Below are 18,992 nucleotides of genomic sequence, written 5' to 3'. Positions count from 1 at the left end.
GTTTTGTTATGATTTACTTTGATCACATCAATTGATGTGATTTCCCGAGAGATCGTGTTGTCAACCGATGAGATTTTTGAGACTTGAAAATATAGATTCGAAAATTTTACTCAAGTCTAAACCCTGTGAATGGTTGAATAAAAAGAAAACTATAGCCAGTGCGATCGCTGTCATAATCACTTTTTTAAACATGTAAGCTATTCCTAATACAATGGCCGGGATAATCAAAAACATCAATCCGCTAATGGCAAAAGGAGAGAGTCCGCTATCGCTCTTATAGATATAAAATAAGCGACCTTTGGAAGTTTGTTGATTCTTATGGCTAAAGAATACAAATGTTGATGACTCAATTTTCTGATTAGGGACAGCGACACCCTCATGAAATTGTAGTGTTTGCGAGAAACCATTGATTGTAAATAGGTAATTGCCATGGATGTTTTCATTGGTGTTTCCAAGTGAATCCAATGCAACTATAGCCAATTTTCCATTTTTGGAAAGGTTTTCTTTTACGATAAAGTTTTGGATATTTTGCTCTTGAGCAGCCGCCCAAAAAGGTATCAGTAATAGAAAAAATATAATCTTTTTCATCTTATTATAAGCGTTAATTTTAGCCGATTTGTGGCAAGAGATTTGACTTAATTGCTTATATCACGTTCTACAAGCCAGGGCAAATTCATGTTGATGATGTCGAAACAAATCTTGTCAAAATGAGTATGCAATTTTAGGGATTTTAATCTTCTTTTGGAAATCTTAAATTATTTGGGGCCGATTCTGATGGAAAACTTTCTTTTTTTTTGCAGATTTTCTGGGTAATTTTTCCAGTCCAGTGAAGTTCGGGTTCATCCGTTTATTTTTTCGTTTATCAGCTTGCAAGCCATGATACTGAAGATAAGATTAAAAGTTTAATTGGAATTTTACTACAGAATATTTAGTGAGTTCCTCTCAATGACGTTGTTGATTATATCTTGGCCCGTCATATATTAATTTGAATAAATTAACTGTTCAAGAATGTTATTTATCGTGGATTTTCTTTCTAAAATTATGATATAAGTCCCAGTTTTCGTCTGTTGCTATGGCAAAATCAAATTCTCTTAATTTTTTTGAATTCTTTATATTATTGAGGGCGGTTGTCGTACCTGTTGTGTCATTTGTCACGATATAAAAATTTCTGATTCCTTTGTGGGTGTCTCTGAAAACATAGTAACACTGGATATTACTTTCTTTCAGGTAATTTTCAATAGTATGTTCAAATTGATCTAAATCATTCAGTTCTTCATTCGTTGGTAGCATTGTCGCTGCGTCTTTGCTAACACAAGCTGTTGTTATTTTTGCAAAGTAGCAAAATTCGGACTTATGAAGAAAGCTATCAAATGCAGTATTAAGGACCAGTAAGTAAGGAAAATTGTCATTTAAGTAATCGTTAGTTTTAAATTCTTCCGGTACAACGTATGTATTTCGCGGTATTGGCTGGCCCTTGTTTATATTTCCAACATCAAAGCCATCATAAGTGACTTCATATTTTTTCGCTACATGATAGAGTACCTTGTCAAGTTCAAATAAACTCTTTGGATTGTGGATTTCTTTTCTTTCTAGATGCAACCAATAGCTTTTGTCGTCTGCCTGAAAAATTTCAACAAATTCAAAATTCTGATTTTTGAGTTCTTTAGTGATCTGATCAAAATGATCTTTTTTATCTGCAGTGAAAAAATATCCCCAAAGCAAAGTTGTATCTGTATAAACTCCATTAGCTTCCATCTTAGAAAACATTTCTTCGATCTCTTCTAACGGTATTTTGTAAGATTGAGATTTCGAGTTATTGCAAGCGAAAAAAACGAGTATAGACGTCCAGATAAATAGATTTTTCATTTTCCAGTTTGGTTATTAATAGATATTGTTTGAAGTTAAATACTATTGAATTCAAGTTAAGGCATAAATATACAAAATCAACTTATTAACATTAAGAATCTAATCACGCCACCAATCTCGCTCCAGCTGTCGCGTTTTTATTTTAATGGAGTTTTTAGCTAAGCCATCCGAAATGGCCAATTGTGTGATGTACTTTCTGACATTGTCAGGAAGCGTATATATTAATTGTTTAGAATAACTTTTATCGGGTGAAAGACCAGCTTTCGCAATCATTGTTGCTGAAAATAACAAAGCAAAGCTAAATAGGATATATAAACGTTTCATGCGGCTGTGATTTAATGTCAATATACGTTTTTTTAGCTACTTTCGTTATATTTAAACAGTAAGCGAAATAATTGATATTACAGTTATAAATAATGTTTAAGCACTTAAAATACATAGACGGGACATCGGATAAATTTTGGGAAATACAAACAGCGGGCGCAACCCACACAGTCACCTATGGACGGAACGGAACCGCTGGGCAAAGTAAAAGTAAAACCTTTGATTCCGAGGAAGCCTGTCTTAAAGATGCCGATAAATTAATTTCAGAGAAGACCAAAAAAGGCTATTCTGAAGATGGTGCTGTAGATGTAGACAGTAAGGAAAAAGGATCCGCTGTTAGACAGCCAACGGCTGCCAGCCAGCGAAAAGAAGAAGCGGTAGCAGCACTGAAGTTGCTTATCAAAGAGGCAAGGACGGAAGATATCATCCCTTTTCTGGAAGAATATTCCAGTGGCAACCTGGAAATTTTAAAAAAAGAAATTCGTGTTGCCAAGCGATATTGGGTCGACTACAGTGATCTCTCCAAGGATCCTGAATTTAAAAATAAGACGCAATACAACTGGGGGACACGGGGTACGAAGGAGCAACAGCGTACGGTAAAATTACTGGCGCTCGCCACATTTTCCGGCTCGGATGCCGGTAGTTGGGATATTTTTTATGAACTTTTGAACCAGGCCCGGAGCAAGGAGGTGATACAGATCCTTGCCTATGCCAAGCCCAATTGGTTGGGTGGATATTTATTACAGTTAGTTCGTAAAAATGAGTGGCAACGGATTAATTACGACAATCTCCGTTTTTTGGAGCAAATGGGGCATGTTGATTTTGAACCGGAGCTTTATGCAGGTTCAATTTCTGGGTTTAATAATTATGAATCAAAAAGTTTTTTTGAGCTTCTGACAACAGATGAATTGACGGTCCAACGGGATATTCCTCTGGTATTTGAATATGAAACTGGTATTCACAGCACGTATTGGAATTATAATTATCAGAACGCGGTTAATGAATTGTTATGGGATAAGGTGTTTGATACGCTGTTGGAAAACGGAAAAATCGATCCGGAACTCATCATCACTGGGGCGCTCGAGGCTCAAACCAAAAATTGGAATAATAATCTAAAAAGCTATTTCAGAAAGCTTATTGAGCGGATGAAGCTTTCCGAGAATACAGTGATTGAACATCAGCAACGTTTCTTTTCCTTATTGCATGCTGAACATAGTGCTGTGATCAATTTTGTGGTTGAGTATCTAAAACCATTCTTATCGCATCGTGATTTCCAGTTACAGGAATTTTTAGATTGGGCCGAACCTATCTTTATGCGGAGTGATATTAAGACAAGTCTTAAAACTCTTTTGATTCAATTTGATAAGCTATTGAAACAAAAACCGGAATGGCGGGAGCGATTTGTTTCCCTGGCTGCGGATCTATTTATGATTTCGGACCTACAGTTACAGGAAAGAGCAAGTAAATTCATCTTAAAAAATCAGACAGAGCCTTCAGAAGAACTTTCCGGTAAGCTTCAGTTATATAAAGCCCAAATGATGGGTTCAGTGGCTGTTGACCTGAAGCATCTTTTGCAAGAGGATGGATATTCTGAAGCCGAAATCCTAGCAGAGCTGAATGGTCAATCTTCAGCGCAATATATTTATCAGCCAACAGAAGTTCGTTACCTGAACGAAGCTTATGACTATCCACAGACCTGGAACGAGTTATTTTTCAAGGTAGGGGAGGTAATCGGAGGTTCCGACCCCATTCAGGTGGAGATCCTAATGAATGCCTGGGTGCAACAGACAGCTGTTTTTCCCTCGGACTATCAGATCCAGCTGGAGCCTTACATAAAACAGCTAACAGGAGGTTATCGCGAATCTTCCTGGTACAATCATTTCTCAGGGACCTTTATTAATATGTATTATAAACCTACGGTAGTATATAAAGATAAGGATCGGTATCACAATTACTCGAAATGGGTCAGTCTCATAGGCAGCCAATTGGAGCTATTGCAGCGTTATCGGATTGATGGTGTCCGCCTGCCACTTTTGAGTCTGCCGACACACCGACCATTTTGGATCGCACCGACCATTCTCGTTAAGCGTATTTTGGCTTATCAGGAAGCAGGAGTGAGAATCAATTTATTGGATTTGTCTATAGCACTGAGCCGTACTGTCCGTGAAGATCTGGAAGGAATTGAAGTACTGATAAAACAAATAAAGGAACAGCAGGTACAGGATGTGATCAGCTATGCCCTAGGTTTGGATCCGATGAAGGTTCAGCAGCAATCTTGGCTTAAAAATTTATTGTCTTCCAAAGATTCCGATCAGGTCAATTGGATTGGTGTATGGGCTACAGTGGCGCGCACGCATCATCGTGATACCCATTTTGAAGAATTTACCAAAGGGCCTTTAGCGGATATTCCTTTTGCTGGACAGCCATTCCGCCCGGCATTGAAAATAGAACCAACCTATTATAACGGTTATAACTATACGACTAGAAAATCGGAGCAGGTATATAACGGAGATAAGCTGACCTATCATTTCCCCTCATACAAGCTGGGAACGGAGACCTTTTTGTACCACAAAGATATTTTCAACCGTGGGAATGATACCTTATCGTCTTATTATTTGTACAGGGCGGATATAGCCTATATGCACAGTTTGATGCCACAGAATACGGAAAGTCTTTCCATGTTTTTAACGATGGGACTGAATAGCAAAAGTGATATTGGTGGAAAGTCTTCAGCAGCCTACCTGCAAGAGATGTTGTACGATTTTTTCCGTTTTGATCAACAGTCCAATCTATACCTGGCAACTTCGCTCTTCAATAAAGAGAAGGAGGTGCGCGCAATGGCTGTTGAAGTTATTTTGGCTGCAGTTAACGAAAATAGATTGGACACCACTGTATTAGGTGAACAATTGGGAATGTTGCTGAGCAATGGGTATGGTCCGATTGGCCGTTGTGTTGAAGTGTTGGAGCAATGTCGCGATATATCTTCGAAGCATAACAATGCTTTGTTGCAGCTATTGGATGCGGCTTTTGCGCATTACATCATTGCTGAAAAAATGCCGACCAATTTTAAAAAAATCGTCGAATATTATTACGATTTGATGAACAAGGAGCAATATCATTTTACAGATGATCTTCAACAGGTTTTTGAGAAGCTGGAAATATATAAGAGTTTACAACCCATTTTGAAAAAAATAAGAAAATAACAATATGGCAGAGCAAGATTTAGCGATTAGCTATGCAAGAAATTCACAACTGACCCAACAATCGGGCATACAGCAATTGGTATTGGCACATCAGTCGGAATTGGCAGAAATCGCCAATGTACCTTGTTTCTTTTGGGGGAGTTTGACGGATCCTTTACTGACATCCAAATGTTTGTTGACCTTGTCGAAAGTAGTGCGGTCAAGTTTTGGTCCCGTACCTCCGAGTTTACGAGATCCTATCGTTTCTGCTGGTACCAATCAGATTCGTTTTGAGGGCTTTTCTTCCTGTAATGGTGTTTATGCACGCCTGGATTTATTGGAAGATGCTATTGATGGTGAGTTTATTACGAGTGGTACAACCAATGTGGATTTCAATGAACCGATGCTCAATGCGCTAAATGCTGTCAAGAAAACCGAAAAGATGGTGTTGGGAGTAGGAAGCAATGAGGTTGCCATTAGTACTGATAAGGCTAAAGTGACCGAAAAGAAAGTGACTTTGCCCCCGCGTTGGATCAAAGGGCTGACTTCGGTCCAATTATATTTGGCAGGTATGGAGTTACAGTTTGAATTAAATAAAATTCAGCTTATCCAATTATTTCAGGGCATTCCGAAAGGGAATGTGAAGGGAGAATTTTATCTGACGAGAAGGGCTAGCCGATTTGTGTTTTCCCCTATAAGTACAGGTGATGCGGTGCGTATTGGTGGTATACAGCGGTTGCGTTTACTGGAGGGGTTGTTGACCTACGCAGATAAGTTGTTTGTTTATCAGGAAAAAGGAGGTGAAAGTGCGGCTTTTGTTGCCGACTTTGGTAAAATGAGACTGACTCTTGCGTTGTCACCAGATAGTTATCGCGGATTTTCGGGCGAAGGTAATGTATTGGAAAATATGATTAAGGCCGTTCCGGATGAATGGATTCATGCCGTCAACGGATTACTTAAATCCAACGAGTTATTTGATCCAACAATGCTTTCAATTGAGCATGATGTCGACTTTGATACGATGGACACGCTATCAGCATCATTGTCTTCTATTGGGTTGCTTGGCTATGATCTGCATAGCCATCAGCACTATTATAGACGATTACCGTTTAAGATGGAACGTATCTTGGCATTGAACCCGAGGCTAAAAAATGCAAAGAAACTCGTTGCCACAGCAGGTGTACAATTTGTTAAGAATACAAAGGATTATATTGAAGCTAGAGTGGACGGGTCAGGTGTGCAACATACCGTCATTATACAGGACGACAAGCAGCAATGTACCTGCAATTGGTTTACTAATCATCAGGGAAAAAGAGGGCTATGCAAACATATACTTGCCGTCAAGATGTTGAATGGCTAACCTGTTTGTTGCTTCATACTTTGCTTGCTGCGAAGTATGAAGTAACAAAATATAGGGGCACATATTTAAAAGTAAAGCGATAGGAGGTTTGACCGGTTCTGTGTTGAACTAGTCTAAGATCTCTTCGTATGTCAATGTATTTTTATGATTGGATACACAGATTTTTATAAATGTTGGAGTGATGCCTTTGCCATTTGGACGATACATGGAATAGGTATAGGAATCATTGTCATGATAATTGGCGCGTAGCGTGTCACCTTCATATCTGTCTACCGCGGAGCTATGAACTTCTATTCTTTCATCCATTTTGTCACTCCAAGTTCGTTTATCGATAAAAGATTGTTTGTCTTTTTCGGAAATAGATAGTTCAAATTGATGTGTGTAATCTCTTAAGCCACCACTTTGATTGGAAATAATTTTAAAATCATCGTTTAGCGTAATATGGTGTTCGCTGAGTAGTTGTCTTGCATCAGATTTAGAGAATAATAGATCATCAAATAGTAGGTATAGCGTGAGCATAAGAAAAGGCAATATTAAAACAATCGAGACGATAGTTCCCAACTTTTTACGGCCAGATTTTTTTAGGATCCAGTACATTAAATAGATGAATAGGCCTGGGATACCAAACCATATCAAAAAAATTAGTGCGTATAGCGTATACATTTGTTAATCGTTATAATCCTAAAGCTCCTAATCCACTAATAATGTCTAAGTAGATTTGTGGTATATGTACATTCCCAATATTGTTACGGGTGATATCGGTAATACCAGCATGCGAGATACCCTGGGAAGCATGTATATGTTTAAAGTTGGCTCCCCACACTGCACTTTCTAATGGGACCATCCCATCATTTTTACCTGCCAGTCCCGTCAGGTATTTAAAACTCAATGCGTACAATAAATCATCCTGTGGCTTATTCATTGTCGAAGCAAAGCTCTGATAAAATACATTGTCCATATTGGGGTTGAGCTGGTTGAAAGCAAGCATTTTTTTTACACTGAGATCTCGGATTAATTCGATTGGGGCCGGAGATTGCCCTCCAAATAAGAAAGAAATACGTTGGATCAGTTTTTTTGTAACAGAATCCCCGGATAGATGTTTTTCCATTAAATAATCTGCTATTGGTGTTCCTAAGTGTGGCGTGGATAATGTGCTTAAGGAGGCCACCATTTGATGGCCTTTTAGCGTTGAAATAAAATAGCGAGCGTCGATCCCACCTTTAGAATGCGCGATGAGATTAAATTTAGTGATACCTGTTTTTTCTGCAAGATCTGACAGATTTCTTTTCAGCATCTGTGCATTGTTAGCAACGGTGCCCCATCCATCGGTCTTACCATAAAAAAATGAAATATTGTTTTTTTTGAAAGTCTTGGGAATCCTGCCCCAAAACAAACTACTATCTCCAGCTGCGGTGCCATGGATCAATATAATAGGATATCTTAATTTAAAGGCATTCATTGGTTTTTTATACGTTTTAATCCATCCAATAGATTTTTTAAATTAGCTTTATCGCATTTATAAAAATATCTGTTTTGCTTGCACCATGTTTAATCTGTTCAAAATGATTCCAGGTTTCTTCGTTACCATTGTCATAGTATGCTTTCTTTAAACCAGATAAATAATTGTCAGCTATTTTCATTTACTTTTCTTCTTGTCAGTGAAGTTAGCCAAACTTTATGATAGAATAAAAGTAAATTCTCACGTATCTCCTTTTCTGTTGATTTTAAAAAGTAGCTGAAATTTAAAAGTATAGAAAAGAATCATTTTAGCTAATAATTCTTGAAGAGGGTAATTAAATTTGATGTGACAGGAAATTATTTACTAAAATATTTAGTATTTAAATTATTTGTAGTTATCTTTGTATTATTCATTTACAGAAGTAATACCAAGAAAATAAACAATTATGTTGTCCGATCAAACTTTAGTATCCGATATAAAGGCAATTATTGTGCAGTCCAAGGAAAATGCTGTGCGTGCTGTCGATCATCAACGCACATTAATGTACTGGCACATAGGCAAACGTATTTTTGAGCAGGAACAGCAAGGTAAAGATAGGGCCGATTATGGGAAATATCTGACCCAATATCTTGCTAAGGCATTGGAACCTGAATTTGGGAGTGGATTCTCGCGAAGGCAAATTGAATTGTTCCGGCAGTTTTACCGGGTATTTCCAATTGCGAACGCACTGCGTTCGCAATTGAGCTGGACGCAATATCGATTGTTAATGCGACTTGACTTGGACGAACAAAGAGAATTCTATACGGCTGAAACAATCAAAAATAACTGGACATCACGACAGCTCGAAAGACAAGTTTTTAGTAATTTATACGAACGCCTGTTGCTTAGCAACGATAAAGAAAGTGTGTTGGCTGTAGCGAAAAAGGAAAAGATGCCTTCCGATGTGAAGGAGATTATCAAAGATCCGATGGTGCTGGAATTTTTGGGTTTGAAACGGGAAAGCGCTTACTATGAGAAAGATCTTGAGGGCGCCATTATTGCCCATCTTCAAGAGTTCTTATTAGAATTAGGGAATGGTTTTTCATTTGTCGCTAGACAAAAACGTATTCATATCGAAGGCGATGAGTTTTTTGTTGATTTGGTCTTTTACAACCGTTTGTTGCAAAGTTTTGTGATCATTGAGATTAAGACCCATAAATTAACGCATCAGGACATTGGTCAATTGCAGATGTATGTTAATTACTATGACCGTATTGAAAAGCTTCCGCATGAACATCCGACGATTGGCATCTTGCTATGTGCGAGTAAAAACGATGCGGTCGTCAAATTTACGCTTCCTGAAGACCAAAAACAGATTGTTGCAAGTCAATACGACCTTTACCTGCCTACAGAGCAACAGTTGCTGGATGAGGTGAATAAAGAGTTGAATAGTTTTGTAGGTAAAAGTGACGCTGAGTAGAACTTTCAAGTGTTTATATGGCGCCATTTAAGGGAATTTTAAACGCGCTAAACCGAGTTAATTTATAAGTATTGGGAGATGAAAGCCTGTGTTTCCGCTTTTTTAATTTTTATTTTTCTAACATAGATTATTTTGTACATTTGTATCGAATAAAATCGAAATTGAAATGGCAGAAACTGTACAACCAAGAGGTCCAAAGACAACTGATAATAATGCGAACCAAACTCATTACTACAAAACATTGGTAGTAGCGATCGCTTTAGGTTTAATAGGTACATTTATCCGTTTTGTACCGGATGTATGTGCGGCAATGGGTCAACAAACTTTTTTGTTTTCCGCGATAGCTAACATCTCCATGATCGTAGGTGCACTTATCGCATTCAAAACCGTTTTCGGAATTTTGGGATTTGGAAAAAACCGTGACTAATTAAAAGTCAACTAAGATATTTGAAAGCCCCAGTTTACTGGGGCTTTTTTATTTTAATACTTTTTTCGAACTCAGTTCATCGTTGACGATCCCGTCCCCTTATGCTTCCATGATCTACAAGGTACAAAAAAAGGCCTCACGATCGTGAGGCCTTTTTTTGTATGATTATCGCAGACTATGCGAAAAGTGACCAAGTAGACCAAGGAATGCGGGCAAGGATCAAGATCAAACCGATGATATAGAAAATTACAACTGTTTGGTTTGCTTTTCTGGCATTTTCAATCTTTTTAGCTTTAGAGTAACCAATTGTGATCAATACAATGGCAATGATCATTGTCAAAGGGTGTTCGATGATTTTAAAACGTAATGTCGGATCTTTCATTACGGCGCCAGAGATCATTGATGGGTACTTTAAATAAAAGAATAAAATCAATCCCACCAATAATTGAATATGCGATGCGATAAAACCCAATAAAGCAATTTTACGGTTGTACGGTTTGTTGCCTAGGTAGTTTGATAGGGTGATCACGATCGATATCACCAGGGCTAGCAATAATACAATTGCTATAGTCGAGTGTAAGTGTAACATAAAAGCTCTCTTTAATTATTTCCTAAGTTAGCAAAGATAAAAATATAATGAATGTATTTGTCAAAAATCATTGTTCTAGCAGAAATACCTCCGCTATTGGATTGAATAGGTACATGCGTTTGCTGTTCAATTCCATGCACTTATAGCGTTTTCTTATCTTTTCAATGCGTTGAAATGAACGACCATTTTTTAGTTTAAAGAAATGGCCATCCTCCAAAGATTCCACCGTAAGGGCATTGGTTTTGACGGTATCGTATGATTTTAAGGTGCGAAACAGGTGAAGGTCCGTGCAGCTTGAAGCCGCGGGGTTTTCCATGTAGCGATGAATGGCACTGCTAATATCGATTGGAAAAATATTCAATTTAAGGAAGGGCTCCATCAGTTCCTTGAAATTATTTTTCCACTCAGTACCATGTGGCTTGACACGATGCTGGTGTTTGTTCCAGGTTTGTAAATGGGCAAATTCATGGATCGTCGTAATCAGAAATGAATAGGAATTTAAGTCATGGTTGACTGAGATGCGGTGTGGGCTTCCTCTAAACGGTGCACGGTAATCTCCTAGTTTGGTACTCCTTGAACGAGAGATCTTAAATAAGCAGCGGGTATGATTAATCCAGTTGGATATAATCGGCGCAGCTTCTTCAGGCATGTATTTTTTAAGCGTAGCACTATAATCTTGCATGCCATAAAAATAGGGATTTATTCATGTCAATAGTGCTAAATGAGAACATTCTTTTGTCAAAAATAAAATCAATTTACTAAAAATAATAGCTTTTAATTTGGAAAAATGATATTATTTTTAGTATTTAGTGCCTAGGAAAATTAAAAGTGGGCATGTTATTAAAGCAGAGTAGCTATTTTTTTAAATAAAATATATTGAAATCGCCTGAGTTTTAGGTAAATTACCTACAGAAAGGTTCATGAAACATAGGATCCGATTGAGGAACGGTATTTCCTCTAAACTGTAATTAGACCTTCAAGAATATGCTAGATACCTTACATATTAGAAATTATGCGCTCATCAACGAATTGGAAATCCAATTTGATAAAGGTTTGAATATGATTACCGGTGAAACCGGTGCCGGTAAATCTATTATCATGGGAGCGTTATCGTTGATCTTAGGAAATAGAGCAGAGGGCAAGCATTTTTTCGACCCAACCAAGAAATGTGTGATTGAAGGGGAATTTAAAATTGGCCCTTACCAGCTACTTCGTTTTTTTGAGGAAAATGATCTCGATTACGCGGACCATACGATTATTCGAAGAGAGATATCTCCCGATGGTAAATCCCGGGCATTTATTAATGATTCTCCCGTCACCCTGGCTATCCTTAAAGCTTTAGGCGAGCAGTTGATTGATGTGCATTCTCAACATGCAACATTGCAGATTAATACAGAAGATTTTCAGTTTTTGGTAGTGGATAGTGTAGCGGGCTCTTTCGGACTGAAGCAAAGCTATCGAGAGAGCTTCTTCGCTTATAAGAAAGCAAAAAAAGAACTCGAAGAATTTAAAGATCTGGTAAAAAAGGCTGCAATAGAACAGGATTATTTTCAGTTTCAATTTGATGAACTTGACGCCGCCCGATTGGTAGCAGATGAACAGGGACAACTCGAAGCACAACAGCGGCAGTTGGAAAATGCAGAAGATATCAAGCGTGCACTAACTGGGGCATCACATCTATTGGAAAATGAAGATACGGCAGTTTTAAGCCGTTTAAAAGAGGCGATGAGCCAGGTGGAGGGCATCGCTTCATTTCTGTCTGAGGCGGCAGATTTAGCCGCACGAATAAAGAGCACATGGATTGAGCTGAAGGATGTCGCTGCAGAGCTGAGCTCTCTTGAGGAGGATACCCAAATCGACGAAGGTACTTTATTGGAAATCAATGAGCGCTTGAGCTTATTGTATTCCTTACAGAAAAAACATCATGTGGACTCCGTTGAGGAGTTGATCAAATTACGTGATGATCTTGAATCCAAACTGTTTGCTATAAATTCTTCGGATGAGCAATTGGAGCGATTGGAAAAAGAGGTTGTGGCTAAATTAGCCATTGCTCAGAAAAATGCAAAGGAACTATCAGCAGCCAGGAGAAAGGTACTGGACATGATCGCAAAGGATGTGCAAGCGACCTTGTCAAATGTAGGTATGCCGAATGCACGACTTCAAATTAATCTGGAACCATTAAAGGAAGGGGATATGCGGGAATCGGGGATGGATTCAATACAGTTTTTATTTTCGGCCAATAAAGGACAGGCATTGCAATCCATTCATCGGGTTGCCTCTGGCGGAGAGCTTTCTCGTGTTATGTTGGCCATTAAATCCTTAGTTGCTAAAACTTCCGCATTACCTACTATTATTTTTGATGAGATCGATACAGGAATCTCTGGAGAGGTTGCGCTACGCGTAGGAGAGGTGATGGAAAGTCTTGCTGAGAATATGCAGGTTATTGCTATTTCCCATTTGCCCCAAATTGCAGCTAAAGGTGCTGCGCATTATAAGGTATATAAGGAAGACAAAGCCAACCGAACCATATCTAACATTGTTCGGTTAGATCAAGAGGGGAGAGTCAAGGAAATTGCTCAGATGCTCAGTGGTACCAATCCCACAGATGCAGCACTGGAACATGCGGAGTTGTTACTGAAAGGATAGTTAACATAAAAAAATGCCTCAAAAAGAATTCAACTTTTGAGGCATTTTAATTTTTCACGATCTTTTTACTAGTTTCCTATAGTGGCATCTGTTAAAACAACTTTAACGATCATATTGTCTGGTGCAGCTGGAGCTCCCCCACTTACGTCGTTAGCGTAAATACGTACGACGCCAATAGAATAGTTGTACGAAAACTGATATCCATATAGTTCTGAAGGAATCGCTTCATATCTATCAGGAGTAGCATCCACATTTATGGCCACGCTAACATGACCGTCTTCATAATAACGTTTATCTAAATCTTTGATGGCGATATCTTTTCTATAAGTATTAGTACCCTCTTTGACCCATTCAGTTGATTTTACGGGAAATACATAACTTGTGCCGTCTAAAACGTTCACTTCTTGAGTAATATATTCCTTCTTACAAGAAGAAAATGAAACCAAGGCTGCGGTTCCAATTAGTGCTGCGAATAAAAGTCTTTTCATATTGTTTGTGTTATTTGTGATATTTTTTTTATTATAGGACGATAAAATAGTGCGAAAGTTTAACGCTAAATTTATATACAACAAAAAATGCACCATAAAGGTGCATTTTGTTGAAATAATTTTTGATTATTTTTATAAACCTCCTGTAGGGTATGGTTCAACACGAATTTTTATGGCACCGGTATTTAAATAATAAGGTCTATATTGATAAGAATCTCTTCCTACTTTTTCTAGTTGAGCCACAGGTTCTAAATAGTTTAAAATTGCATCATACATGTTGTCTGAATTATTGGTGGATTTCATTGTGAAAGTGGATGTTTTCCTTTCCACTTTTGAAGCTTTTCCTGATAGTCCTATCTTAAAAATCTCATTTAATGTAACTTCAAATGAACCTCCACCTTCTTTTGTGAACGTATTTTCAATAGTTTCTGTGGTTGTTCTTTCCTCTCCTTCATCGAATTCCTCCGCGTGGAAAGTCCACATATTACCTAAATTGTAGTTATCCCACGTTGCAATCTGTATTGGATCGAATCCCACGAATGGCTTTAAATAGCCTGCAGTTCGCCCACTAGGAGGTTGATAGAGTTCGTCCTTTGTACAAAAAATTACTTTATTTATTTGTAGAGGAGTGCCGTTTTGTTGAGGAATATTAACGGTTATTTTTATCTCCAAATCCCCTTCCCCCCAATCAGCAATTTTGTTTAACACTAATTCATCCGTTAGTTGTATTGATATGATATGCTCGGCATAGTCGTAGCCGGTTAGCTTACTTTCATTAATGTTTTCATTAGGATTTAATCCATAATATACATAATCTCGAATGTTGGAAAGTGGGATATTCTTATTGATTGCTTCAAGAACTTTCGGTGCAAGCGGATCTAAAACACGCCAATTTCTGTTTGATGAAGCTCTATTGTTGACTGAAGCAGCTTTGTTGACCGATGAGGTGCTATCGAACGATTTGGCAATAATAACTTGTGTGGATTCGTCGTTGATCAAAGGCAAGCGTTCATTTGTTTTAACTAATATTGTCGGATTGGTGGGCTCGATCTTTTTATCCAATTCAAGGATATTTAAACGAGTATTATATGCATATATTTTATTGCTTCCATTATTGTTTCTCACCGCAACAATCGGCGTCGTTTTTTCTGTATCCCAATTATTCGCGCTGAAAATCTTTAATTCTGGAACATAGATTGTCAGTAATGGGTTGTTAGCAATAATTGATCTGACTTCCTCATTCTGTTTCGCTAACAAATCCAGTATCGACTTGCCATCTTTCAGTTTAATAAGGACAAAATCCTTAACTAAAACATCGTAATCTCCATCGAATTTTTCAAGAGCTTTTGTTTTCAAAGCAGCTTTAATTTCTTTGTTATCAATCACTTTTGCTAGAGATTTTGCAAAAGTATGGTAATTGTCTTGAGTTAGTTCTTGGGGGATTTGGTTGGTTTCTTGATTGTTAGTTTTATCCTTTTGACAGCTATAGATAAGGAATATTAACGATAAGAAAGTAAAATAAAGTTCTCTTCTCATAATTATTGTGATTTTGATTTAATGTTTAAATCAAATATAATCAATGATTAAATAAGTTAGCTTATTTTCTTTGTTTTTTTATTGATTACAATTTTTTTATTGTTTTGAGATAAATTTGACTTGTTTTTACTCTTTAGTTTCTTTATAACAAAAAATGCACCATAAAGGTGCATTTTATTGAAATTATTTTTAAAGATAGCTGAAGCTTACTTCTCAGCGGTGTCTTTTGAAGACTTAGAATCTGAGCTAGAAACCTCAATATCTTTGGTTTCAGGATTAATGCTCACGGTCAAAACTGAACCTGTTTGCACATTTCCTTTGAGGATCTCTTCTGCAATCGGATCTTCAAGATATTTTTGGATTGCTCGTTTTAATGGACGTGCACCAAAATTACTGTCATAACCTTTGTCTGCGATGAAATCTTTTGCCTCATCCGTTAAATTGATGGTATAACCCAAATCAGCGATACGTTTGAACAATGACCTTAATTCAATATCAATGATTTTGAAGATATTCTCTTTTGTCAATGAGTTGAACACAATCACATCATCGATACGGTTCAAAAATTCAGGAGCGAAAGCTCTTTTCAAAGCGGTTTCAATAACTCCACGTGAATGCGCATCAGATTGTTGTGATTTTGCTGCAGTGGTGAAACCAACACCCTGACCAAATTCCTTCAATTGGCGTGCCCCAATATTTGAAGTCATAATGATTATGGTATTTCTGAAATCTACTTTACGGCCCAAACTATCTGTCAACTGGCCTTCGTCCAACACCTGTAACATGAGATTAAATACATCCGGGTGAGCTTTCTCAATCTCATCCAGTAATACAACAGAATATGGTTTACGACGAACTTTTTCAGTCAGTTGTCCACCTTCTTCATAACCTACGTAGCCCGGAGGCGCACCGACTAAGCGTGACACGGCAAATTTTTCCATGTACTCGCTCATATCAATCTGGATCAGTGCATCCTCAGTGTCAAACATGAAGCGAGCTAATTCTTTAGCCAACTCCGTTTTACCAACACCAGTCGGACCTAAGAAGATAAACGAACCGATTGGCTTTTTCGGATCTTTTAATCCGGCACGGGTACGTTGAATAGCGCGGGTTAACTTCTTAATCGCATCATCCTGACCAATAATTTTACCCTGGATACTTGTACCCATGTTCAGCAATTTTTGGCTGTCGGCCTGTCCAACTCTTTGCACCGGGATACCGGTCATCATCGAAACTACCTCTGCAACGTTATCTTCGGTTACAGTGTAACGCTTTGATTTGGTTTCAGTTTCCCAGGCAGCTTTAGCTTGTTCCAGTTCTTCCAGTAAATGCTTCTCGGTATCGCGCAGTTTTGCAGCCTCTTCGTATTTCTGGCTACGTACTACACGGTTTTTCTCTACCTTAATGTGCTCAATCTTTTGCTCAATATCCAGAATGTTTTGAGGCACATGGATATTGGTTAGGTGCACACGAGAACCAGCCTCGTCTAAAGCATCAATAGCTTTATCCGGCAAAAAGCGGTCTGTAATATAACGGGCAGTTAAGCTAACACAAGCATTAATAGCTTCAGGAGTATAAGTTACACCATGGTGCTCTTCGTACTTATCCTTAATGCGTGTCAAAATCTCGATAGTCTCATCAGGCGAAGCCGGCTCAACCATTACCTTTTGGAAACGACGGTCTAATGCGCCATCTTTCTCAATATACTGGCGGTACTCATCTAACGTAGTCGCACCGATACATTGAATTTCTCCGCGGGCCAAAGCCGGTTTAAACATGTTTGATGCATCCAGTGATCCCGAACCACCACCTGCACCAACAATGGTATGAATCTCATCGATGAATAAAATTACATCAGGAGATTTTTCCAGTTCGTTCATTACGGCTTTCATGCGCTCTTCAAACTGGCCGCGGTATTTAGTACCTGCCACTAATGAAGCCAGATCCAAAGTAACTACACGTTTGTTAAACAATACGCGCGATACTTTACGCTGCACAATACGTAAGGCCAAGCCCTCGGCAATAGCCGATTTACCTACACCCGGTTCACCGATTAAGATTGGGTTATTCTTTTTACGGCGAGACAGGATTTGCGAAACGCGTTCAATTTCTTTCTCACGGCCCACAATCGGATCCAACTTTCCTTCTTCAGCAGCTTTAGTTAAGTCGCGGCCAAAGTTGTCGAGCACCGGGGTTTTTGATTTGATGTCCGAAACCTTTTTAGGCTGGCTAAATGATTCTTCTTCTTTGAAATCATCGTCACCGCCGGTTGACGATCCGGGCATTTCATCAGTAATATTTTTGTGTGATTCTACTTCACCTTTGAAAATTTCGTAGTTCACATTAAACTGCATCAGCAGTTGTGAGGCAATATTATCTTCGTCGCGTAAAATAGACAGCAATAAGTGTTCAGTGCCTATTATATCACTCTTAAATATTTTTGCTTCCAGATAAGTGATTTTCAACACTTTCTCTGCTTGTTTAGTTAAAGGTATGCTGCCGATATGCACATTAGTGCCGGTTGTACCCTTTACAGCATCTTCAACAGCGCGGCGCAGCTTGGCAGTATCCACATTTAAGCCTTTCAGCAGTTTTATGGCTATACCATCACCGTCGCGGATTAGTCCTAACAGCAGATGTTCAGTCCCGATATAGTCGTGTCCAAGGCGTAAAGCCTCCTCCCGACTATAGGAGATAACATCTTTAACACGTGGCGAAAATTTAGCTTCCATCGAGTACCTTTCTATATAAATGTTTTTGGTTTAACGTCCGGATGTATAGTTTTTGGGTACGCATTCGGAAGTATGTATGTTAATATCAACAATGTTGCCAACATTGCGCAACAACATGCATTAATTGTTAACAAAATGTAATGTATGGTTGCAGCAATGAGCTTGCCTTATTTTTAAGCCACAACCTTGGCAAAACAGGGCTTTTGTTGTAGGTATTAATACATGCAATTTAGTATTTGATTTAATTTATTTAAAAAAGTTTAAAAAATAATGTTACTTATTATATATCCAGCATCATCCGCCTGCCATTTCGCCATTTTACACGCCATTTAGACATAATCACTTCTGCCGTGGCTGTAAATAAGTTGGTTTAGCCTTTGCACATTTCATACACAAGGGTGTATACCGTTTTTAACGTAATTAGTTGCTTATCTATGCACTAAGTAAAAACTAAAGTTTAGTTATTTGTAAAGTTGCTGTAAGTAACTCAATTAACAGATATTTGCTTTTTTAAATTAACAATGGCCGACGAAAAAATAATATTCTCGATGGCAGGGGTAAGCAAAATTTACCCGCCTCAAAAACAAGTGCTTAAAAATATTTACCTGTCGTTTTTCTATGGCGCTAAAATCGGCGTTATTGGTTTAAACGGATCAGGTAAATCATCATTACTAAAAATCATTGCCGGGCTGGATAAATCTTTCCAAGGCGAGGTCGTATTCTCGCCAGGCTACTCGGTGGGTTATCTGGCGCAGGAGCCCGAACTGGATCCGGAAAAAACCGTGCGCGAAGTAGTGGAAGAAGGCGTTGCCGAAATTACCGGCATCCTAAAAGAATACGAAGACATCAATGAAAAATTTGGCTTACCTGAGTATTATGAAGATGCCGACGCTATGGATAAATTGATGGCACGCCAGGGCGAAT

17 protein-coding genes are annotated in these 18,992 nt (G+C 38.3%); 6 read left to right on the top strand and 11 right to left on the bottom strand.

Features of this window, described 5'->3' with window-relative positions; genetic code table 11:
- Positions 1-60 precede the first annotated feature (60 nt).
- The 3 genes from ACHWSC_RS08470 to ACHWSC_RS08460 all read right to left on the bottom strand — a co-directional run bounded on the left by ACHWSC_RS08470 (position 61) and on the right by ACHWSC_RS08460 (position 2,190).
- Complete coding sequence (locus ACHWSC_RS08470; RefSeq protein WP_394676455.1) at positions 61-588, bottom strand: hypothetical protein; 528 nt, start codon at positions 586-588, stop codon at positions 61-63.
- A 423-nt stretch (positions 589-1,011) separates the two neighbouring features.
- Positions 1,012-1,866 (bottom strand): ribonuclease E inhibitor RraB, encoded by an 855-nt coding sequence (locus tag ACHWSC_RS08465; protein WP_394676454.1) that lies wholly within the window; start codon positions 1,864-1,866, stop codon positions 1,012-1,014.
- Between the two features lie 99 nt (positions 1,867-1,965).
- On the bottom strand, positions 1,966-2,190 hold the full coding sequence (locus tag ACHWSC_RS08460) for a hypothetical protein (RefSeq protein WP_394676453.1): 225 nt from the start codon (positions 2,188-2,190) through the stop codon (positions 1,966-1,968).
- Between the two features lie 92 nt (positions 2,191-2,282).
- Between ACHWSC_RS08460 and ACHWSC_RS08455 the strand changes: the two genes are divergently transcribed.
- Together ACHWSC_RS08455 and ACHWSC_RS08450 are read left to right on the top strand one after the other, a co-directional pair.
- Positions 2,283-5,393 carry a DUF6493 family protein gene (locus tag ACHWSC_RS08455; protein WP_394676452.1) on the top strand — a complete coding sequence of 1,037 codons (3,111 nt, stop codon included), beginning with the start codon at positions 2,283-2,285 and terminating at the stop codon, positions 5,391-5,393.
- 4 nt (positions 5,394-5,397) lie between these two features.
- Positions 5,398-6,732 carry an SWIM zinc finger family protein gene (locus ACHWSC_RS08450; RefSeq protein WP_394676451.1) on the top strand — a complete coding sequence of 445 codons (1,335 nt, stop codon included), beginning with the start codon at positions 5,398-5,400 and terminating at the stop codon, positions 6,730-6,732.
- A 108-nt stretch (positions 6,733-6,840) separates the two neighbouring features.
- On the opposite strand, the gene ACHWSC_RS08445 is transcribed toward ACHWSC_RS08450, so the two are convergent.
- From ACHWSC_RS08445 to ACHWSC_RS08435, 3 genes are all read right to left on the bottom strand, one after another.
- Complete coding sequence (locus ACHWSC_RS08445) at positions 6,841-7,329, bottom strand: hypothetical protein (RefSeq protein ID WP_394676450.1); 489 nt, start codon at positions 7,327-7,329, stop codon at positions 6,841-6,843.
- Positions 7,330-7,405: 76 nt separating this feature from the next.
- Positions 7,406-8,191 (bottom strand): esterase/lipase family protein, encoded by a 786-nt coding sequence (locus tag ACHWSC_RS08440; RefSeq protein ID WP_394676449.1) that lies wholly within the window; start codon positions 8,189-8,191, stop codon positions 7,406-7,408.
- A 37-nt stretch (positions 8,192-8,228) separates the two neighbouring features.
- Positions 8,229-8,372, bottom strand: a complete 144-nt coding sequence (locus tag ACHWSC_RS08435; protein WP_157698402.1) for a hypothetical protein — start codon at positions 8,370-8,372, stop codon at positions 8,229-8,231.
- 264 nt (positions 8,373-8,636) lie between these two features.
- Here ACHWSC_RS08435 and ACHWSC_RS08430 point away from each other — a divergent pair, with 264 nt between their 5' ends.
- Complete coding sequence (locus tag ACHWSC_RS08430) at positions 8,637-9,650, top strand: YhcG family protein (protein WP_394676448.1); 1,014 nt, start codon at positions 8,637-8,639, stop codon at positions 9,648-9,650.
- A gap of 166 nt (positions 9,651-9,816) precedes the next feature.
- The gene (locus ACHWSC_RS08425; protein WP_075991712.1) at positions 9,817-10,077 is read left to right on the top strand and encodes a hypothetical protein; all 261 of its coding nucleotides are present in this window, start codon (positions 9,817-9,819) and stop codon (positions 10,075-10,077) included.
- A gap of 175 nt (positions 10,078-10,252) precedes the next feature.
- Here ACHWSC_RS08425 and ACHWSC_RS08420 read toward each other — a convergent pair whose 3' ends face one another.
- Both ACHWSC_RS08420 and ACHWSC_RS08415 read right to left on the bottom strand, forming a co-directional pair.
- Positions 10,253-10,666 (bottom strand): hypothetical protein, encoded by a 414-nt coding sequence (locus tag ACHWSC_RS08420; protein ID WP_088160727.1) that lies wholly within the window; start codon positions 10,664-10,666, stop codon positions 10,253-10,255.
- 67 nt (positions 10,667-10,733) lie between these two features.
- A complete protein-coding gene (locus ACHWSC_RS08415; protein ID WP_394676447.1) occupies positions 10,734-11,348 on the bottom strand; it encodes a sprT domain-containing protein in 615 nt (204 codons plus the stop codon).
- Positions 11,349-11,650: 302 nt separating this feature from the next.
- Here ACHWSC_RS08415 and recN point away from each other — a divergent pair, with 302 nt between their 5' ends.
- Positions 11,651-13,312, top strand: a complete 1,662-nt coding sequence (recN, locus tag ACHWSC_RS08410; protein ID WP_394676446.1) for a DNA repair protein RecN — start codon at positions 11,651-11,653, stop codon at positions 13,310-13,312.
- Between the two features lie 68 nt (positions 13,313-13,380).
- Here recN and ACHWSC_RS08405 read toward each other — a convergent pair whose 3' ends face one another.
- The 3 genes from ACHWSC_RS08405 to ACHWSC_RS08395 all read right to left on the bottom strand — a co-directional run bounded on the left by ACHWSC_RS08405 (position 13,381) and on the right by ACHWSC_RS08395 (position 18,068).
- Complete coding sequence (locus ACHWSC_RS08405) at positions 13,381-13,800, bottom strand: hypothetical protein (RefSeq protein ID WP_075994693.1); 420 nt, start codon at positions 13,798-13,800, stop codon at positions 13,381-13,383.
- Between the two features lie 132 nt (positions 13,801-13,932).
- Complete coding sequence (locus ACHWSC_RS08400) at positions 13,933-15,336, bottom strand: hypothetical protein (protein ID WP_394676445.1); 1,404 nt, start codon at positions 15,334-15,336, stop codon at positions 13,933-13,935.
- A gap of 206 nt (positions 15,337-15,542) precedes the next feature.
- Positions 15,543-18,068, bottom strand: coding sequence for an ATP-dependent Clp protease ATP-binding subunit (locus tag ACHWSC_RS08395; protein ID WP_394676444.1), 2,526 nt, complete (start codon positions 18,066-18,068; stop codon positions 15,543-15,545).
- A 521-nt stretch (positions 18,069-18,589) separates the two neighbouring features.
- Here ACHWSC_RS08395 and ACHWSC_RS08390 point away from each other — a divergent pair.
- On the top strand, positions 18,590-18,992 hold a 403-nt coding region (locus ACHWSC_RS08390), incomplete at its 3' end, for an ATP-binding cassette domain-containing protein (protein WP_394676443.1).

This window comes from uncultured Sphingobacterium sp. (genome assembly GCF_964277905.1).
GTDB lineage: Bacteria > Bacteroidota > Bacteroidia > Sphingobacteriales > Sphingobacteriaceae > Sphingobacterium > Sphingobacterium siyangense.
Note: the sequence above shows the minus strand (reverse complement) of the source record. Positions and strands in the feature narration are given on the sequence as shown.

Excerpts from the sequence above, each read along its gene's own strand:
- ACHWSC_RS08470 (WP_394676455.1), bottom strand. The coding sequence starts at position 588 with ATGAAAAAGATTATATTTTTTCTATTACTGATACCTTTTTGGGCGGCT.
- ACHWSC_RS08465 (WP_394676454.1), bottom strand. The coding sequence starts at position 1,866 with ATGAAAAATCTATTTATCTGGACGTCTATACTCGTTTTTTTCGCTTGC.
- ACHWSC_RS08460 (WP_394676453.1), bottom strand. The coding sequence starts at position 2,190 with ATGAAACGTTTATATATCCTATTTAGCTTTGCTTTGTTATTTTCAGCA.
- ACHWSC_RS08455 (WP_394676452.1), top strand. The coding sequence starts at position 2,283 with ATGTTTAAGCACTTAAAATACATAGACGGGACATCGGATAAATTTTGG.
- ACHWSC_RS08450 (WP_394676451.1), top strand. The coding sequence starts at position 5,398 with ATGGCAGAGCAAGATTTAGCGATTAGCTATGCAAGAAATTCACAACTG.
- ACHWSC_RS08445 (WP_394676450.1), bottom strand. The coding sequence starts at position 7,329 with ATGTACTGGATCCTAAAAAAATCTGGCCGTAAAAAGTTGGGAACTATC.
- ACHWSC_RS08440 (WP_394676449.1), bottom strand. The coding sequence starts at position 8,191 with ATGAATGCCTTTAAATTAAGATATCCTATTATATTGATCCATGGCACC.
- ACHWSC_RS08435 (WP_157698402.1), bottom strand. The coding sequence starts at position 8,372 with ATGAAAATAGCTGACAATTATTTATCTGGTTTAAAGAAAGCATACTAT.
- ACHWSC_RS08430 (WP_394676448.1), top strand. The coding sequence starts at position 8,637 with ATGTTGTCCGATCAAACTTTAGTATCCGATATAAAGGCAATTATTGTG.
- ACHWSC_RS08425 (WP_075991712.1), top strand. The coding sequence starts at position 9,817 with ATGGCAGAAACTGTACAACCAAGAGGTCCAAAGACAACTGATAATAAT.
- ACHWSC_RS08420 (WP_088160727.1), bottom strand. The coding sequence starts at position 10,666 with ATGTTACACTTACACTCGACTATAGCAATTGTATTATTGCTAGCCCTG.
- ACHWSC_RS08415 (WP_394676447.1), bottom strand. The coding sequence starts at position 11,348 with ATGCAAGATTATAGTGCTACGCTTAAAAAATACATGCCTGAAGAAGCT.
- recN (WP_394676446.1), top strand. The coding sequence starts at position 11,651 with ATGCTAGATACCTTACATATTAGAAATTATGCGCTCATCAACGAATTG.
- ACHWSC_RS08405 (WP_075994693.1), bottom strand. The coding sequence starts at position 13,800 with ATGAAAAGACTTTTATTCGCAGCACTAATTGGAACCGCAGCCTTGGTT.
- ACHWSC_RS08400 (WP_394676445.1), bottom strand. The coding sequence starts at position 15,336 with ATGAGAAGAGAACTTTATTTTACTTTCTTATCGTTAATATTCCTTATC.
- ACHWSC_RS08395 (WP_394676444.1), bottom strand. The coding sequence starts at position 18,068 with ATGGAAGCTAAATTTTCGCCACGTGTTAAAGATGTTATCTCCTATAGT.